Source organism: Candidatus Saccharimonadales bacterium, assembly GCA_035945435.1.
GTDB lineage: Bacteria > Patescibacteriota > Saccharimonadia > Saccharimonadales > DASZAF01 > DASZAF01.
Map to the genome: position 1 here is coordinate 33,954 of DASZAF010000021.1, position 17,380 is coordinate 51,333.

Genomic DNA, 17,380 nt, shown 5'->3' on the forward strand with positions numbered 1-17,380 from the left:
ATGGCAAATACTACGAAATGTGACTGGTATTTAGCTGATATGCTAGAGAGGTGAAGTTAGATGACCCCATAACTGTTCTTAAAGGTGTCGGCCCATCTCTCTCTCAAAAGTTAGCCATTCTTGGTATTGAGACGGTCGGCGATCTGATACGCCACTTCCCTCGTCGATATAATGACTTTTCGCACATTATAAAGATTAAGGACATTAAGCCTGGTCCGGTCACTATTTTGTGCAAAGTGGTCAAGATAACAGCCAGGTATGCCCGACGTGGTCTTCATATAACTGACGTGATCGTCGAAGACGGAACAGGCGAGCTAAGGGTTGTTTGGTTTAATCAGCCGTATCGCGAAGCGCATTTAAAAGCTGGTGGAAAGTTCTATATGTCCGGCACATTTGATCTCCAGCGTGACAGATATATTCTGCAAAACCCGGCCGTAGAACAGGTTAGTAACTTCTCCAAGAACACCGCTCGAATTGTGCCGATCTATCCTGAAACAAAAGGTCTCAAGTCCAACCAGATTCGGCAACTTATCTTTCTCCTGCTGCCGTATATAAAGGAGCTACCCGAAACTCTTCCTGCCTCAGTGGTAAAAAGTAACCAGCTGCTGAGCTACAGCGAGGCCATGACACAGATTCACTTTCCAGAGAGCGATACGCTGCTGGCCCGTGCTAAGGAGCGACTCGGATTTGAAGAACTCTTTGAGCTTCTGCTTGCCAGCCAACTTAATAAACAGGATCGTGCCTCTAACCCCAGTTGGGCGATCGAATATCGTCAGAATGCAGCCGATACGTTCATTAATCAGCTAAGCTTCACCCTGACTGACGCTCAAAGGCTTGCAGCCTGGGAGATCCTCCAAGATATCAGCAAGAATCAGCCGATGAACCGACTCTTACAGGGTGACGTTGGGGCCGGCAAGACAGTAGTGGCAGCGTTGGCGGCCTTTATGGCTCACAGCAACAACCTTCAGGCGGCCTTTATGGCCCCGACGGAAGTGTTGGCCGCCCAACATGCCGATACGTTGCAGAGACTCTTAAATGAGACTGGGGTTGAGGTCGGGTTGTTGGTCGGAAGCGTTAAGAAGAAGCCACGCGAAGAGTTACTTAAACGACTTAGATCAGGTGATATCGATATCGTCGTCGGAACTCACGCACTTATTCAGAATGGCGTTGACTTCGCCAAACTGGGTCTCATCGTTGTCGATGAGCAGCACCGTTTTGGTGTTGACCAGCGTAAGGTACTGCTGGCCAAAGGATCTAATATGCCACATATCTTATCAATGACCGCCACGCCGATTCCACGTAGTCTTATGCTGACTGTTTATGGGGAGCTTGATGTCTCTATCATAAAGACGCCTCCAGCAAACAGAAAGCCGGTCATTACTAAGATCATCCAGCCCACAAACAGAGCGAAGGCTTATCAGATGATCGAGGACGAATTAGCTAAGGGCCACCAAGCCTATATTATCTGTCCACTCGTCAGTGAATCAGACGTGCTTGGTTTTACGAGTGTTGAGGAGGAGTATGCAAAGCTGACGAAGGAGAAGATCTTTAAAGATCGACAGATTGGCAAGCTCCACGGTAAGCTCTCCTCGCAAGAGAAAGACGATGTCATGTCCCAATTTAAAGTCGCTAGATTCGATATTCTTGTCGCGACGACCGTCGTTGAGGTGGGCGTCGACGTGCCAAACGCAACCATTATGCTCATTGAGGGCGCCGATCGCTTTGGACTTGCCCAACTACACCAACTCCGAGGTCGCGTTGGTCGAAGTGACGCGCAGTCATACTGCGTACTGATCCCTTCATCAGTTAAGGCCTCTTCAAAACGTCTCCAAGAGCTAGCCAACTCCAATGACGGTTTCTATCTGGCCGAGCGGGACCTCGAACTTCGCGGCCCCGGTGAGCTATACGGCTACAGGCAACACGGAACCATCGATCTCAGGATCGCCCGCATGACCGATACTCGCTTCCTGTACCTTGTCCAGCAAGCAGTCGAGAAGTTTTTGGCGACCAAACCTGATCTGTTACAATATCCTCAGTTGAGGCAGCGCGTGGAGTATCTTCGCCGCCTTACAGTGCTTAATTAGACACAGATGTACTCTGGAACAACACTACGAAACGCTTCTGGCAACATCGCCGGGACACATCAGAAGATTGACCGCAGCGCTCGGCAGATTCTTAGTACACTGTTACCAGGCGAGGTCTTTCCATCGATCCAACTTATCATTCACTTTGAAGGCAACAATGGGCCAGATGGCGTCAAACTTAAATCTCCAGCCCAAGATGAGCCCTGGCACTACTATGAGCCAAGCGGCAAGAACAATAAGCCATTCCTTGATCTGGTCAGACACCACTACAAAAGTCTAGTTGAGCAGCTCCACGACAACGACATGGAGAGTGCCGCCTTTCAAGCCTCTTGGTTGGCTCATGCGCTTGTTGACGGCCTGACCCCGGCTCACCACTACCCGTACGAACAAGAGTTAATCAAGCTCCGCGGTGAAGGTATTGAGACGCGTACCAGCGTTAAGGACAAGCTATTTATAGGTGGTGAGTCGACTTTCGATACGCTAGCTCGAAACTGGAAGATGTGGGGTGCAAAAGGTTTAATGACGACTCATGGCTCGTTTGAGATCGGGGTAGCAATGATTATCGCCGGCAGACGGTTTAAGCTGTTAGCAACCCCGACTGAAGAAGAGTTAAAGATTGCTAAGAAAAGAGGTATCGTTCCACTCTTTATTGACGCGGCCAATGAGATTGACAGTCTCCAGATGTACCAGAACCACTACAGATTTGGCTGGAATGCAAAGCTGATTAAACAAGTGCGTCGGGATCTTATCCCTGTAATCGTCAAAATCGTTGTCATCGCCTGGTATCTTGCCATCTTGGAGAGCAAGCGTGCGACTTAAGATCATCAGTGGCACACTCGGCGGACGATTCATCCAAGCTCCTTCTGGTCACGTTACTCACCCGATGAGTGAGCGGGCTAGAGGAGGCATGTTCAACTCACTCGGCAATCTTACCGGGAAGACATTACTTGATCCGTATGCCGGGAGTGGTGCGGTCAGCTTTGAGGCTATCAGCCGCGGAGCCGAATTTGCCATCATGATAGAACGTGATCGAAGAGCTCAAGAGACAATTCTTCGCAATATCGAGTCATTGGATGTTGCTGATAAGGTCAAACTCATTAAGGCCGATTGTCGAGCATGGAGCAGACGAAACGAGGATCAAACCTTCGATATTATCGTTCTTGAACAACCATACGGGGCGATTGACTTATCCACAGCTGGACTGCTCGTCAAACATTTAAAAAGCACAGGCATTATGATATTATCGCACCCAGGTAGGGAGTCATCGTTGACCGTTAATGGAGTTGTTGTGGTGGACAAGATGCGTTACGGAGATGCGGCGTTGGCTTTCTACCGCAAAGAGCCCTCCAAAATCTGAGGTGCTCTTTTTTCTGTTGTAATTTCAGCATTTTTGCTAACTGAGTATCGAAGTATAATGTGGCGCAGACCATCTTCGCGCGGGTGGTGGAATTGGTATACACGCGACACTTAAAATGTCGTGCCCAAAAGGCTTGTGGGTTCGAGTCCCACCCCGCGCACCATATTTCATCAGTGAGTTCAGATTATGCTAGGTATTACAATTGAACGACGCAAAGATATCGGCGAGCAATGGCAGCCAACGCGCTTTCGCAGACACGAGGTACGTCACCCAGTTGGCTACGGGGTAACGATGGCATTGATTTTTGCCGGTGCACTCACCGGTGCTTTCTTGAGTGGGGGGCCGAGCAGTCGCCCCTCACTCGAAACAGTCGTTGAATCGGGCACAGTAAGTTGCGGTGCTCAGCAGCTTGCTGGTATATACGCAGTGGGCAAGTTCGTCCACCTAGACGAGAGAGACGGTGGTAGAATAGGACTCTTCCAGTTCCCCGTGACCACTCCGACAAGCGTACACCAGCGCAACGTCATAGCGCGAATAGGCTGTTTCAGAGCAGGTGGAGGTCGCTGGGGTATAACCGATCAGATCAGTCTGCCGTTGACAACCCAAAGCTTAAGCCTTGTCTGTGATGAAGATAGGTCAGCCCCGCGGATCGCCCAGAGACCTGGCAGTTGCCAGGAGAGTCTGGCCGCCTGATCACCGCAGACAAATCTCAAGACTATAGTATAATGTTCAACAGATTGAAGAACGTATTTATGATGCCTGCCGCAACCACCATTTACAGACGTCGCAACCCTTACATGAGAAGGCTCAAAGCCATGTGGGTCGTTAGTGTATGGTGCCATACCGAGTTATAGAATCAAACCTTCATATCATCTATTAAGTGAGCATTAACAACTATGGCAGCACTATCTACACAACCATACAAAGGCACTCGGGACTTCTACCCCGAGGACATGCGCATTCAAAACTACGTATACGACACTTGGCGCAAAGTCTCTGAAAGCTTCGGCTATGAAGAGTATGATGCGCCACTCATAGAACCGATCGAGCTCTATACCGCTAAGTCGGGACAGGAGATCGTCAACGAACAGACCTATACTTTTACGGACCGCGGCGGACGGCAGGTCTGCATCAGGCCTGAGATGACCCCGACAGTCAGCCGTATGGTGGCCGGTCGGCGCCAAGACTTAGCTTTCCCAATCCGTTGGTACTCGATTCCCAACCTCTGGCGCTACGAACGACCCCAGAAAGGGCGGCTGCGTGAGCACTGGCAACTTAATGTTGACTTGTTCGGCGTTGATACGGTTGATGCCGAGTTAGAGATCATCTCGGTAGCCGATCGCTTGATGCAGGCATTTGGCGCGACACGTAAGATGTACACCATCAAGATTAATAGTCGCCTGCTTGTAAACACAATGATGGGGAGCTATCTTGGGCTCGATGTCATTCAATCACAGCTGATGATCAAGCTGTTCGACCGCAAGGATAAGATTGATATCAACGAGTTCAGCCGCCAGGCAGCTGAGATCTTTGACGACCAGCAGCGGAGTGAGGGACTACGCAAAATAGCTGCACTCCTGAGTGCTACAACCATGGCGGAACTACCGAAGGAGCTCCAAGAGACAACGGCTATGCAGGAGGTCCAGACGCTCTTCAGCCTACTTCGTGAACATGGGATCACGAATGCCACATTCGATATCACTCTCATGCGCGGCTTTGACTACTATACTGATATTGTCTTTGAGGTCTACGATATTGACCCAGAAAACAGCCGGTCCCTGTTCGGTGGTGGTCGCTACGACGGCCTTGTCGGTCTGTTCGGTGTTGAACCAGTTCCGGTGGTTGGTTTTGGTAAAGGGGACGTCACGATTCTCGACTTCCTCAAAACCCACAAACTACTCCCTAAGCTCCCATCATCCACTGAAATCTACATGATCGTTCTTGGAGATGTCATGAAAGAAGCTCAGGCAGTCGCCAAGCAGCTTCGTGAAGAGGACGTCAATGTAGCCGTCGATATAACCAGACGCAAACTCGATAAACAGATAAAGACAGCCGTTAAGCAACAGATCCCATACATTCTCTTTATCGGTAAACAGGAGCTTGAGGATGAGCTCTTTACTCTTAAGCACGTTGCTACGGGCGAAGAAGAGAAAGTGGCGCTTGAGCGAGTAGTCAGCAGCGTTAAGGACTACCGGACTGACGAATAGTTAGTTTTGGAAAAGGGCAAGGTGAAGCTATACTAGGCAAGATATGAAATACACGGTTACAAAACTCTCCCCAACTATGATCAAAGTGGCAGTCGAGCTCGACGCCAAAGAGATCAGCCCAGTCAAAGATGCCACCCTTAAGTCCGCCACTTCTACAATGAAGATACCCGGCTTCAGACCCGGCAAGATCCCAGCGAAAGTGGCCGAACAGCATATTAATAGAGCCACCTTTGATGCGCAAGTTGCTGAAGCCGCAGTCCAAAAATACTACACACCGGCTATGGTGGAGTCGAAAGCTCGCCCACTAGCACAACCGAAGGTAGAAGTGACAAAGTTCGAGCCATACAAGCTCTTAAACTTCACCATAGAAGTTGAAGTTGTCCCTGACATCACACTTCCCGACTACCGAAAGATAAGAAAAGAAGTACCGAAAGTAACCGTCAAACAGGCTGACGTCGATGAAGTTATCGAGCGTCTACGTACTCAGCTCGCGGAAAAAGAAGAGGTCAAACGAGCGGCTAAAGACGGGGATGAGGTGACCATCGATTTCAGCGGCACGGACATCGCCGGTGCCCCTGTCAGTGGAGCGAGCGGAACAGACTATCCGCTGAAGCTGGGCTCGCATACGTTTATCCCAGGTTTTGAAGAAGCGCTAGTCGGTCTTAAAGTTGGCGACCAGAAAGAGTTCACTCTCACGTTTCCTAAAGATTATGGTGTAGCCGCTTTGGCTGGTCAGAACGTCACATTTTCTGTGACTGTCAAAAAAGTAACAGCCATGAAACTGGCCGATGCCAACGATGAATTTGCTAAGAAAGTTGGCCAGTTCAAGACCATCAAAGAACTCAAAGATGACATCAAGAAAGAGTTGCATGACCAGCGCGAGGAGGAGGCTCGCAACAAGCTCAAGAGCGATCTGATCGAAGAGATTGTCTCCAAGAGCAAGGTGCCGCTTCCAGCAACACTCATCTCTGAACAGGAGGCAACCGTTCGTCATGACGTATTACAGAACCTGACATACCGCGGACAGACCCTGAATGATTACCTGGCCCAAACAAAACAGACCGAAGACCAATGGATGCAGAGCGAGATCCATGGTCAAGCAGAAAAACGGGTCGTCACCGGGCTGGTCCTGGCCAAGCTTGCCAAGGATGAGGAAATCGATGTCTCCCAGGAAGAGCTTGCAGCCGAGATTGAAACAATTAAACAGAGATATACAGATCCCCAAATGCGCGCCCAATTAGATACTGAGGATGCCAAGCGCCAGGTTCTCAATCAGATCGTTACCACCAAGACGCTTAACAAGCTCTACGATCTGGCCACAGGTGCTGCGCAAACCAAGAAGCCTACAACTAAGACAGCGAAGAAAAAGAGTCCAGCCAAGAAATAGCCGTTCAGGCTTGCTAGCCGTGCGACGGAGGACGAGGTGTGCCTCTATCGTGCTTGCGATCCGGTGGTGCTTCGAGGGAACGAACGATATGTCTATCTGGATGATCTGCGAACCTGTCGAGCAGGAACCTCCGAGCCCCTCGTCTTCTAGCATCTCGTATCGACCAGATACCACCAAACTCAAGTACCGCAAAGACACCAAGCTCGATGACACCCGTGTCGGTTTGGTGATTAGAACGACCGTAAAGTTCGCTCGATAGGCGTGCTTGTTGTCGAGTCGAAAACGGAGCACGATAGGTGTGGCCGCCAACTGTTACGGGCGGGCTGTCACTACTCATATTCGATGCAGCTTCGTATGAAGTCTGTTGGGCAATAAAACTGGTACCCGCTTCAAACGCCGAGGTAAAGCCGGCGATAATGGCAATACCTGCTAGGGCAGTTCTGACTGGCGCACGTGAGACGTACTCAAACGGGAATGCGCTCTCCATGAAAGAGGCAACTCGTCTGAGGCCGGTCTTTCTGGCTCTATACATAAAATTATTTTATAATATGATATAACCTCTGTCAACGCAGGCAGGATCATCACGATTTAGCACTCTTGACTGACGAGTGCTAAAGCCTTACTATAGTTGTATATGACAGACGTATCAAACAGCATTCTCGTACCTACGGTTATCGAAAAGACCCATATGGGGGAACGTGCCTACGACATATATTCACGGCTTCTTAAGGACCGAATCATCTTCTTGGGAACAGAGGTTAACTCAACAACCGCCAACCTTATAATCGCTCAGTTACTCTTCCTCCAAGCAGAGGATGCAAAGAAGGACATCTTCTTCTATATCAACAGCCCCGGTGGTGTTGTCTACGACTGTCTTGCTATCTACGACACCATGAACTACATCAAGCCTGACGTACAGACAATCTGCACCGGCATGGCAGCCAGCGCCGCAGCCATCCTGCTTGCCTCAGGTAAGAAAGGTAAGCGTTTCGCTCTGCCGCACAGCAAAATCATGATTCACCAGCCACATGGCGGCACTCAAGGTAAGATCACCGATCAGGAGATCGATCTCAGAGAAGCTCTAAACCTGAAAGCTCTCATTGAAGGGATCATGGTCAAAAATACCGGCCAGAAACAGTCGAGGCTTCATGAAGATATGGAACGAGACTTCTACATGACGGCTGATGAAGCCAAAAAGTATGGCATCGTTGACGATGTCATTGAGCACGCCTAAGAGAGGAGGAGTGCGACGGTAACAGTTTAAGCAGCTTGTACTGTTTCTGCAGGACGTAGATGCGCAATTGTCACTGTGATACCCTCGCCGCTCTCTGGATGTGCAGTGTCACGCTCGATTGACAGTTCGTCACGTCCATTGATGCGTCCATCGTAAACGAGTGCGTAGTGGTCGGAGTCAAAAGTAACCCGTGTTCTCTCTTCAGGCCTGCTACTTCCTTGCGCAAACGGGTCGACGTGCAATACGTCCCCATCAGAACCCACGACGACATACTGGCCATCAGGAGCGCGTGCAATGTAGCGTCTAGATTGCTCCGCATCCCCTTCCGATGGTCCAGTGAGGACTGCTAACACATCTGCTTCATAGCCTTCCTCGCCTTCTGGTATGAATAGATGTGTAATCGGAACACGCTCTGACATATTAGTATACGTACGAACGCCAAGCTCGGCTGTCACTGGCTCCGTGGCTACCTCATGTTGTCCGCCGATACGCACTGCCGAACCGCCCACATACGCCTGAAGCCCGGCTTGCGATGAGGATCTAGTATGTGGTTCCTCAACGCCATCTGTGGCTGCATTCTCTTGATCGTTTGACATATTTTTGTTTTCCACTTATTCATAATCAGTATGTCACACCGCCCCAGACTTAGTCTATATTGTTTTTAGTGTATAATTGACGTACTGTCAACCTAATGATTTGTGAGTAAGGCCATGAAGCTGCCTGAGTTTGACATCCCCCTAACCAATCCCCGAGTTAACTGGGCCGTTGCGACTATTACAGCCGGGATTATTGCGTTCGGGTTCTTTCACGCATCCTCCGAGCAAAATGCCCAAGCCCTTCGAGACACGGGATATGTTGCGATGGATACGGGTGGCGCACAGAGTGGCGATAGCCAGCTAGGTCAACTTCGCTCACGAGCCGAACATGCCGCTGAGTCGGGTGATTACCGTCGAGCCTATGACATCATGTCTCGAGCTACAGGGATCGCTATCTCCGCATTGGGCTCCGAATCGAACACTGCCGCAGATGCTTCGGCGGCCGTTAGTGCCGAAAACGCATCAAAAGAAGATACAGACGTCGTATGGATTGCGACTGCCAGTGGTCTGTTCTCGCTCGCCATGGAAGGTCTCGTCTGGACACCCGGCTACCGAGAAGCTGCTGAGCGCCGCAAAAGACGGCGCAGTCGTTAGCCGACTCGGCCCACAGGTGTCGTTCGGCGACTTGCAAGAGCGACTAACGCATCGTGGCCAATCTGAACAGTCGCGTTATCGATACTTGAGAGCATCACTCGTGCAGTTAATTCAGGATCGAGTGTAGGTAACCCAGCGAAGTCTACTTGATGTCCAGAAGCTCTCTCGAACTCAAGTGGGCGTCCGGCATTATCAAGCGTAGTGGTTATAAAGAGCCCATGTGCGCCCAACCTTCCCGTCGCCAGTCGGCGATGACTCCATTCATCGTGACCAAGCTCGAGTTCGTGACCCGATGGATAGATACCTGTAGGCGTCTTACCCAACTGTCCGACGAGTGCAAACATAGCATCATCAGTCACTAACAGATCAAGCGTCGGTGTTGTTCTTAAAAGACCCGCTGCCCACAGGCCAGCTTTTCCAACCAGGATAAACTCTCCACTGTGTGGCGGTCGGAGCAGACCAAGGTAATCAAGTTCTCGAGTAACCAGTTGGGCATGCTCTAGAGGAGACAATCTTTCTGGATCTACAATGACGTCTGCCATGAGATAACAATATATTAACTGTTCTTGTTAGCCGCCGTTGAAACATTGCCTATCACGAAGTGGACGATAATCTGAGCGAATAGGACGATGATCAGCCCAACGACCGCGTAGATTATGGTGTTCTTGGCGTTGCCTAGCTGTCCCGAATCGCCACCTGAGACGATGTAGCGAAACCCGCCGATTATGATCATGACGACTGAGACCGCGCCGATTAGGAAAGAGAGGATGGTCAGGGCGCTCTTTACGACAGAGTCGATCCCAGTGTTTGTGGTGTCTTGGCAGTCATTTGTACCTGAAGAGATGACTCCGTTACATACTCCATTCTGGACTGGATTTTTAGAGTTTTTCAGGTCAGCGGCGTGAGTAGTCAGCGCAGGCACTAGCGACACAGCGAAAAGAGACAAAAAGGTTACAGCTATTACAGCCAGGTGGGTATCGATAGTCTGTAGTATTTTCATGATTGGTTTTTATTTTTCACTCCTTATGCCTGGGATTATACAATGCTTTTGCTAATCAACCTATAACTAATTCCATATTTGATCTAAAACATCCTTGACACTTACCAACAGACCGTGAATAATAGAGTATTAAGAAGTAGTGTAAGCTGAGGCTAGGTGTATATCTTTGAATGTATATCCAATGGGGTAGCTTCGCTTGGAAGAACTTCGGCGCAGTTCTTTTTTGTGCGCGTTGTAACTCTGGGTCAGTGAGTTAACGCGCCGTTTTGGCCCCAACACATATTAATTTGCGGGAGGAGTCACTCTGCATGCCCACTAGTACGGCTTTAAAGCGCAAAACTTTTACAAAAATAGATGACGCGATTGCTTTGCCAAACTTGATCGCTCATCAGCTCAGCTCATTCCAATGGTTTGTAGAAGAAGGATTAGGCGAAATCTTTGCTGAGATCAACCCAATCGATGACTACACCGGGACCAAACTAGCCCTACGATTTAAAGAGTATCGTTTTGGCGAGCCAAAACTAAGCGAACGTGAAGCTCGCGAGAACAATACAAACTTTGAGGCACCCCTCAAAGCCATTCTCGAGCTAACCAACAAAGTCACCGGTGAGGTTAAAGAGCAAGAGATCTATCTTGGTGAATATCCATGGATGACAGAACGAGGAACGTTCGTTATCAACGGTGCTGAGCGCGTGGTCGTCAACCAGCTCATCCGCTCTTCGGGTGTTTTCTTTACGGCAGATACTATTGGAAACCGCTCTTTCTATGGCGCTAAGCTCATTCCTGGGCGAGGTGCCTGGCTCGAGTTTGAAACCTCAGCTAACGGAGCACTCTACGTAAAGATTGACCGTCGTCGTAAGATCCCCGTCACGACATTCTTGCGCGCCCTCGGCTACTCAACCAATGCCCAGATCAAAGATCTCTTCAAACACGTTGACACCGGCCCTTTGAACTACATCGACGCAACCCTTGAAAAGGATCCGACCCATGGTCAGAATGACTCCCTGATCGAGGTATATCGCCGTCTGCGGCCAGGCGATTTGGCTACCGTAGACAACGCTCGTGGGCTTCTGGAGAATATGTTCTTTACCTTTAAGCGTTATGACGTCAGCCGCGTCGGCCGCTACAAGATCAACCAGCGACTAGATATTAAAGTATCTAACACGGTCGAAAACCGCGTTCTCAGACTTGAAGATCTAACTGCCATTATCGCCGAACTGATCCGCCTGAATAACACCCAGGAAGCACCGGACGACATTGATGCCTTACACAACCGCCGCGTTAAGCAGGTCGGTGAACTTGTTCAGCGCCAATTCCGTATCGGTATGCTCAGAATGGAGCGAAACGCAAAAGATCGCATGTCGATGAGCGACATCGAAACTGTTACTCCAACCCAGCTAATCAATGCTCGCCCAATTGTCGCTGCTGTCCGCGAATTCTTCGCCAGCAGTCAGCTAAGTCAGTTTATGGATCAGACCAACCCGCTCTCCGAGCTTTCCCACAAGCGACGCCTCAGTTCAATGGGTCCCGGTGGTCTAAGCCGTGAGCGTGCAGGTTTCGACGTCCGCGATGCTCACGCTACTCACTATGGGCGTCTTTGTACTGTTGAGACACCAGAAGGCCCGAACATCGGCCTGGTACTCAACCTTGCAAGTTATGCCCGTATTAACGAGTACGGTTTCTTGGAGACTCCATATAGAAAGGTTATCAACGCAGTCACCGCCAAAGACGCTGAAGGACATGTACTTCGTCAAGGCGTTACCGATGACAAGGGCAAGGTCATCTTTAAGAAAGGTACCAAGATCACCAAGGAGATTGCCGCTAAGCTCGCCAAGCTTGACCGTGTCACTTTCCCAGTAAAGGCAGTGGTGTCTAACAAAGTAATCTACTTAGACGCTGCGACTGAATCACAGGAGATTATTGCCGAAGCTGGAAGCTCAGTCGATGAGAACGGTCACTTTACGAGTGACCGTATTAGTGCCCGAATCAACTCCATCCCAGGTGAGATCGATGCTGATGAGGTAACCTACCTCGATGCAGCTCGTAAACAGATTCTAGGAGCTACCGCTTCGTTGATTCCATTCATCGAGAAGAACCGTGTCGACCGCAGCCTGACAGGTGCAAACATGCAGAAGCAGGCTGTCCCGCTAATTCGAACGACGTCTGCGACCGTCGGCACCGGCATGGAAGCCGATATCGCTCAGAACACCGGCCAGCTAATAGTCGCCGAAGGCGATGGTGAAGTCGTCAAAGCAGAAGGTAACGAAGTTCAGGTCAAATATGGCCCGAAGGACGTCAAGATATACCAGCCGCAGCACTTTGTACGAACCAACGAAGGTTCCAGTTGCAACCAGAAAGTCGTCGTTAACAGGGGTGATAAAGTCAAGAAAGGCGACGTCCTTATCGAAGGTATGTCGATCGCTGATGGCGAACTCGCACTCGGTCGAGACTTCGTTGTCGCCTTCATGCCATGGGGCGGCTATAACATGGACGACTCCATCATTCTTAGCGACCGTATCGTCCGCGAAGACGAGCTGACCTCGATCCACATCGTCGACTTCATGGTTGAAGTCCGTGAAACCAAGCTCGGCCCCGAAATTGTTACCCGGGACATCCCAAACGTTTCAGAGGAGGCGCTGCGTCACCTCGACGAGAACGGTATTGTCCGTATCGGAGCAGAGGTTCACGCCGGTGACATCCTCGTCGGTAAGATCACTCCAAAGGGTGAACAAGAACTGAGCTCTGAAGAGCGACTGCTCCGCGCCATCTTCGGCGAGAAAGCCAAGGACGTCCGTGATACTTCACAGCGCATGCCGAACGGCAAGCACGGTAAGGTCGTTGGTGTTAAGGTCTTCAGCCGTGAGAACGGCCACGAACTAAAGGCAGGAGTCCTCATGCAGGTCCAAGTCTTTGTCGCTCAAATGCGTAAGATCTCAGTTGGCGACAAGCTGGCTGGACGCCATGGGAACAAGGGCGTTGTCGCACGTATTCTGCCGGAGGCAGATATGCCATTCACCGAAGACGGGACGCCAGTTGACGTCATCTTAAACCCACTCGGCGTGCCAAGCCGTATGAACCTTGGACAGCTCTTCGAAACCCATCTCGGAATGGCCGCTCGGGCGCTCGGCTACAAAGTCGTCACTCCGCCATTCAATGGCGTTCCTATCAGTACCATCCAGGACGAGCTTAAGAAAGCCGGTTTTTCAGAAGACGGTAAGATGCCTCTGATCGACGGTCGCACTGGAGAATACTTCAAAGAGCGCACCGCAGTCGGCGTTATGCACATGATCAAGCTACATCACATGGTTGATGACAAGATTCACGCCCGTTCAATCGGGCCGTACACCATGGTCACCCAGCAGCCGCTCGGTGGTAAGGCCCAAAATGGTGGTCAGCGATTCGGTGAAATGGAAGTTTGGGCCCTCGAAGCTTACGGCGCTGCCTCTACGCTTCAGGAGATGCTCACAATCAAGTCAGACGACGTCTTCGGACGATCCAAGGCGTACGAATCGATCATCAAGGGCGATATCATCAGCGGTCCGAAGGTTCCTGAGTCATTTAATGTTCTCGTCAAGGAACTTCAAGGTCTCGGCCTTCGTGTTGACCTGATAGCCAGCAAGAAAAAAGAGGTTGATGCTGAGGAGATTCTCCGCGACGCAGTAGCCGACGCCGCCGCCAATACTCCCGAGATCAAACCTGATATCTCTTCAATAGATGTCAGCGACGAATCGGTCGTGAATGAGTTCGATGCCGTAAAGGTAGCTGACGAACTGGAGACGCCAGTCAGTGGCGATGTGCCAGACATGCCCGTTCATGATGACTCGGGCGGAGGTGACGACGACGCTGCCGTTGTCGATGACGTAATAAATGATGAGGACGACCTCGTCAATGATGACCTACAAGATGAAGGAGAGGGGGCCCACAATGAGTAAGTTTAGCGCGCCCATGACCACCGCTATTTCTGACTTCGATGCTGTGCAGCTTGCAGTTGCCTCAGCCGATGACATTCTATCCTGGTCATACGGTGAAGTTACCAAGCCAGAGACTATCAACTACCGCACCCAGAAGCCGGAGCGCGACGGTCTGTTCTGTGAAAGAATCTTTGGACCAGTAAAAGACCTCTCACCACACGACGCCAAGTTAAAAGGTGTCCGTTCGCGCGAGATCGCCGTCGATAAGAATGGTGAGATCGTTACCAAGTCGATCGTTCGTCGTGAGCGAATGGGCCACATCACCCTAGCCTCACCAGTTACGCACATATGGTTCCTCCGCGGCACACCGTCAGCCATCGGTTTACTACTTGGCTTAACGGTCAAGAACCTCGAGCGGGTAGCCTACTTTGCAAGTTACTTGATTCTGAGTGTTGATACCGAGAAGCGCGACCAGTACCTTGCCGATGCCGAAGCTGCACTGGACGTTAAGAAGAACGAAATCAAGCAGCGATTTGAGGCTGAAGCGGCTAAGGAAGAGGCTAACGTAAAGGCTCTTGCCGAACAGCAGACCAAGGAACTAGAGACGGCTATGGCTGAATTCACCGATCAGAAGAATCAGCTTGAAAGTCTTGAGAAAGCCCACCTTATCAGTGAAGTTGACTACCGCAACCTGCCAGATGAGTATGCTGCTCTTATAAAGGTTGGTATGGGCGGCCAGGCCATTAAGACCCTCCTTGACGAGATCGACATCTCGGAGCTAATTGCCAATCTCAATACTGAAGTAGAAGCCGCCAAAGGCCAACGCAAGCGCAAACTGATGATGCGCCTCAAGATGCTTGAGGGTATGCAGCGGGCCGGTATCAAGGCCAACAGTATGTGTATCTCAATCCTGCCCGTCATTCCACCCGACCTTCGACCGATGGTGCAATTGACTGGTGGTCGTTTCGCAACCAGTGACTTAAACGACCTATACCGGCGAGTTATTAACCGAAACAACCGTCTGAAGAAGCTTATTGACCTCAATGCCCCTGAAGTTATCCGCCGCAACGAGATGCGTATGCTCCAAGAAGCCGTTGATGCCCTCGTCGATAACAATGCCACTCGAAGTGGCCGAGCCGTCTCCTCAGCCGGTGGACGTCGCCGCCTCAAGTCCTTAAGCGACATGCTCAAAGGTAAGCAGGGGCGTTTCCGACAAAACCTGCTCGGTAAGCGTGTCGATTACTCTGGCCGTTCGGTCATCGTTGCCGGCCCCGAGCTAAAGATCAGCCAGTGCGGTCTGCCAAAGCTGATGGCCCTCGAACTCTTCAAGCCGTTTGTTATCCACTACTTGCTCGACAATGAGCATGCCCACAACATCAAGTCGGCCACACGCCTGATCGAGTCAGGGAACAGTGTCGTCTGGGATGCCCTCGACGAAGTAATTAAGGGCAAGTACGTTCTTCTGAACCGTGCTCCAACCCTTCACCGTCTCTCAATCCAAGCTTTCCAGCCCAAACTGATCGAAGGTAAGGCTATCCAGCTCAACCCGCTGGTTGCCAAGGGTTTCAACGCTGACTTTGATGGTGACCAGATGGCTGTCCACCTGCCACTTTCAGAGAGTTCACAGCTTGAGGCCGCAGAACTGATGGCCTCTGCTCGCAACCTTTTGAAGCCTGCTGACGGTGCTCCGGTCCTTAACATTGCCCAGGACATCGTCCTTGGTTGTTACTACCTGACCTACCCGAAGCCTAGTGCTCAGCTCAAGCTCAAGCCATTCTCGTCGGTCGCTGAAGCTGTCTACGCATATGAGCAGGGCCTGATCAAACTACAGAACCCAATCTCCATACCAGCCAAAGGCAAGACCCGCGAGACGACTCTCGGACGCTTCCTCTTCAACGAGATCTTCCCCGAAGACTTTGCCTACCAGGAAGCAACGATGAACAAGAAGCAGCTCAACAAAGTACTTGCTGCGGTCTTCGAAAAGTATGGACCTGAGACCACTGCCCAGCTGGCCGACAAGATGAAAGAGTTGGCCCTTGAATATGCCACCCAAGCCGCTATCTCAACGGCCATGACCGACTATGTTGAGGCTCCTGGCATCGACGAGGCTATTGCTGAAGGTGGCGTCAAGGCTGCTGAGATCCAAGAACAGTACGAGATGGGTCTAATCACCAACGAGGAGCGCTACAACCTGACCGTTGCCAACTGGCGAGCCGTCGACAAGAAAGCTCAGGACATCTTCCAGACCTTACTAAGCGACCAGGACACCTCTATCTCGGTCATGGTCGACTCTGGAGCCCGTGGAACACTCAATAACGTCAAGCTGGCATCCGGTCTGATCGGTATCGTCGTCGATGCGACTAACAAAGCCATCGAGCTGCCGGTTCGCTCAAGCTTCAAGCGCGGTCTCTCTCCACTGGAAGCCTTCGTCGCAACCCGTGGTGCCCGTAAGGGTCTCATCGACACCGCTCTTAAGACTGCCGACTCCGGTTACCTGACCAGGCGCCTCGTTGACGTCAGCCAGGATGTCTTCACGGCTATCGAAGATTCCGATGACCCAGGTTTTGCAATCTACCGAAGTGAGACTGAGGATACTATGGTGGCGTTCGCAGACAGAATCTACGGTCGTGCTGCAGCTGAGGCTATCAAGTTAGATGGCAAGACAGTCACCAAGAAAGGTGAGATCATCAGCCGCGAGGTGGCCGACGCTGTTGATGCTAGCGATCTGAATGAAGTGAAGATCATGAGCGTCCTCTCTGACACCAGTCTCCGAGGTATCAGCCCACGATCATACGGTATCGATATGGCCACTGGCGTTACCGTGGTTGCTTACCAGCCGGCCGGTGTTATCGCCGCTCAATCAGTCGGTGAACCCGGCACCCAGCTAACACTCGACACCAAGCATGATGCCGGTACTAAGGGCGCTGAAGACGTGACCACTGGTCTGCCACGTGTCGAGGAACTCTTCGAAGCCCGCACTCCGAAAGGTCAAGCTTTCGTATCTGAGATT

14 protein-coding genes and 1 tRNA gene are annotated in these 17,380 nt (G+C 51.0%); 11 read left to right on the forward strand and 4 right to left on the reverse strand.

Annotated features, from left to right (window positions below; all coding sequences use genetic code 11):
- The first annotated feature begins 50 nt into the window (after positions 1 to 50).
- The 7 genes from recG to tig all read left to right on the forward strand — a co-directional run bounded on the left by recG (position 51) and on the right by tig (position 7,035).
- Positions 51 to 2,084 carry an ATP-dependent DNA helicase RecG gene (gene recG / locus VGS28_02730; protein ID HEV2412700.1) on the forward strand — a complete coding sequence of 678 codons (2,034 nt, stop codon included), beginning with the start codon at positions 51 to 53 and terminating at the stop codon, positions 2,082 to 2,084.
- 6 nt (positions 2,085 to 2,090) lie between these two features.
- Positions 2,091 to 2,903 carry a hypothetical protein gene (locus VGS28_02735; GenBank protein HEV2412701.1) on the forward strand — a complete coding sequence of 271 codons (813 nt, stop codon included), beginning with the start codon at positions 2,091 to 2,093 and terminating at the stop codon, positions 2,901 to 2,903.
- Positions 2,893 to 3,441, forward strand: coding sequence for an RsmD family RNA methyltransferase (locus tag VGS28_02740; protein HEV2412702.1), 549 nt, complete (start codon positions 2,893 to 2,895; stop codon positions 3,439 to 3,441). Before VGS28_02735 ends, VGS28_02740 begins: the two co-directional genes overlap by 11 nt.
- Positions 3,442 to 3,518: 77 nt before the next feature.
- A tRNA-Leu gene (locus VGS28_02745) sits at positions 3,519 to 3,604 on the forward strand.
- A gap of 23 nt (positions 3,605 to 3,627) precedes the next feature.
- Positions 3,628 to 4,134: a hypothetical protein gene (locus VGS28_02750; protein ID HEV2412703.1), complete on the forward strand. Its 507-nt coding sequence runs from the start codon at positions 3,628 to 3,630 to the stop codon at positions 4,132 to 4,134.
- Positions 4,135 to 4,337: 203 nt separating this feature from the next.
- Positions 4,338 to 5,648: a histidine--tRNA ligase gene (gene hisS, locus VGS28_02755; protein HEV2412704.1), complete on the forward strand. Its 1,311-nt coding sequence runs from the start codon at positions 4,338 to 4,340 to the stop codon at positions 5,646 to 5,648.
- A 43-nt stretch (positions 5,649 to 5,691) separates the two neighbouring features.
- Positions 5,692 to 7,035: a trigger factor gene (gene tig, locus VGS28_02760; GenBank protein HEV2412705.1), complete on the forward strand. Its 1,344-nt coding sequence runs from the start codon at positions 5,692 to 5,694 to the stop codon at positions 7,033 to 7,035.
- 13 nt (positions 7,036 to 7,048) lie between these two features.
- Here tig and VGS28_02765 read toward each other — a convergent pair whose 3' ends face one another.
- Entirely contained in the window at positions 7,049 to 7,567 is a 519-nt protein-coding gene (locus VGS28_02765) for a hypothetical protein (GenBank protein HEV2412706.1), read from the reverse strand.
- Positions 7,568 to 7,669: 102 nt separating this feature from the next.
- Between VGS28_02765 and VGS28_02770 the strand changes: the two genes are divergently transcribed.
- The gene (locus tag VGS28_02770; protein ID HEV2412707.1) at positions 7,670 to 8,269 is read left to right on the forward strand and encodes an ATP-dependent Clp protease proteolytic subunit; all 600 of its coding nucleotides are present in this window, start codon (positions 7,670 to 7,672) and stop codon (positions 8,267 to 8,269) included.
- Positions 8,270 to 8,295: 26 nt separating this feature from the next.
- On the opposite strand, the gene VGS28_02775 is transcribed toward VGS28_02770, so the two are convergent.
- Positions 8,296 to 8,865: a hypothetical protein gene (locus VGS28_02775; GenBank protein ID HEV2412708.1), complete on the reverse strand. Its 570-nt coding sequence runs from the start codon at positions 8,863 to 8,865 to the stop codon at positions 8,296 to 8,298.
- A 114-nt stretch (positions 8,866 to 8,979) separates the two neighbouring features.
- Between VGS28_02775 and VGS28_02780 the strand changes: the two genes are divergently transcribed.
- Positions 8,980 to 9,459, forward strand: a complete 480-nt coding sequence (locus VGS28_02780) for a hypothetical protein (GenBank protein ID HEV2412709.1) — start codon at positions 8,980 to 8,982, stop codon at positions 9,457 to 9,459.
- Here the strand turns inward: VGS28_02780 and VGS28_02785 are convergent.
- Both VGS28_02785 and VGS28_02790 read right to left on the reverse strand, forming a co-directional pair.
- Entirely contained in the window at positions 9,456 to 10,001 is a 546-nt protein-coding gene (locus VGS28_02785) for a hypothetical protein (protein HEV2412710.1), read from the reverse strand. The two genes, VGS28_02780 and VGS28_02785, sit on opposite strands and share 4 nt — an antisense overlap.
- 14 nt (positions 10,002 to 10,015) lie before the next feature.
- Positions 10,016 to 10,459: a pilin gene (locus tag VGS28_02790; GenBank protein HEV2412711.1), complete on the reverse strand. Its 444-nt coding sequence runs from the start codon at positions 10,457 to 10,459 to the stop codon at positions 10,016 to 10,018.
- Between the two features lie 308 nt (positions 10,460 to 10,767).
- Here VGS28_02790 and rpoB point away from each other — a divergent pair, with 308 nt between their 5' ends.
- Entirely contained in the window at positions 10,768 to 14,391 is a 3,624-nt protein-coding gene (rpoB, locus tag VGS28_02795) for a DNA-directed RNA polymerase subunit beta (GenBank protein HEV2412712.1), read from the forward strand.
- Positions 14,384 to 17,380, forward strand: a 2,997-nt coding sequence (gene rpoC / locus VGS28_02800) for a DNA-directed RNA polymerase subunit beta' (protein ID HEV2412713.1), incomplete at its 3' end; no start/stop codon positions are given. The genes rpoB and rpoC, both read left to right, overlap by 8 nt.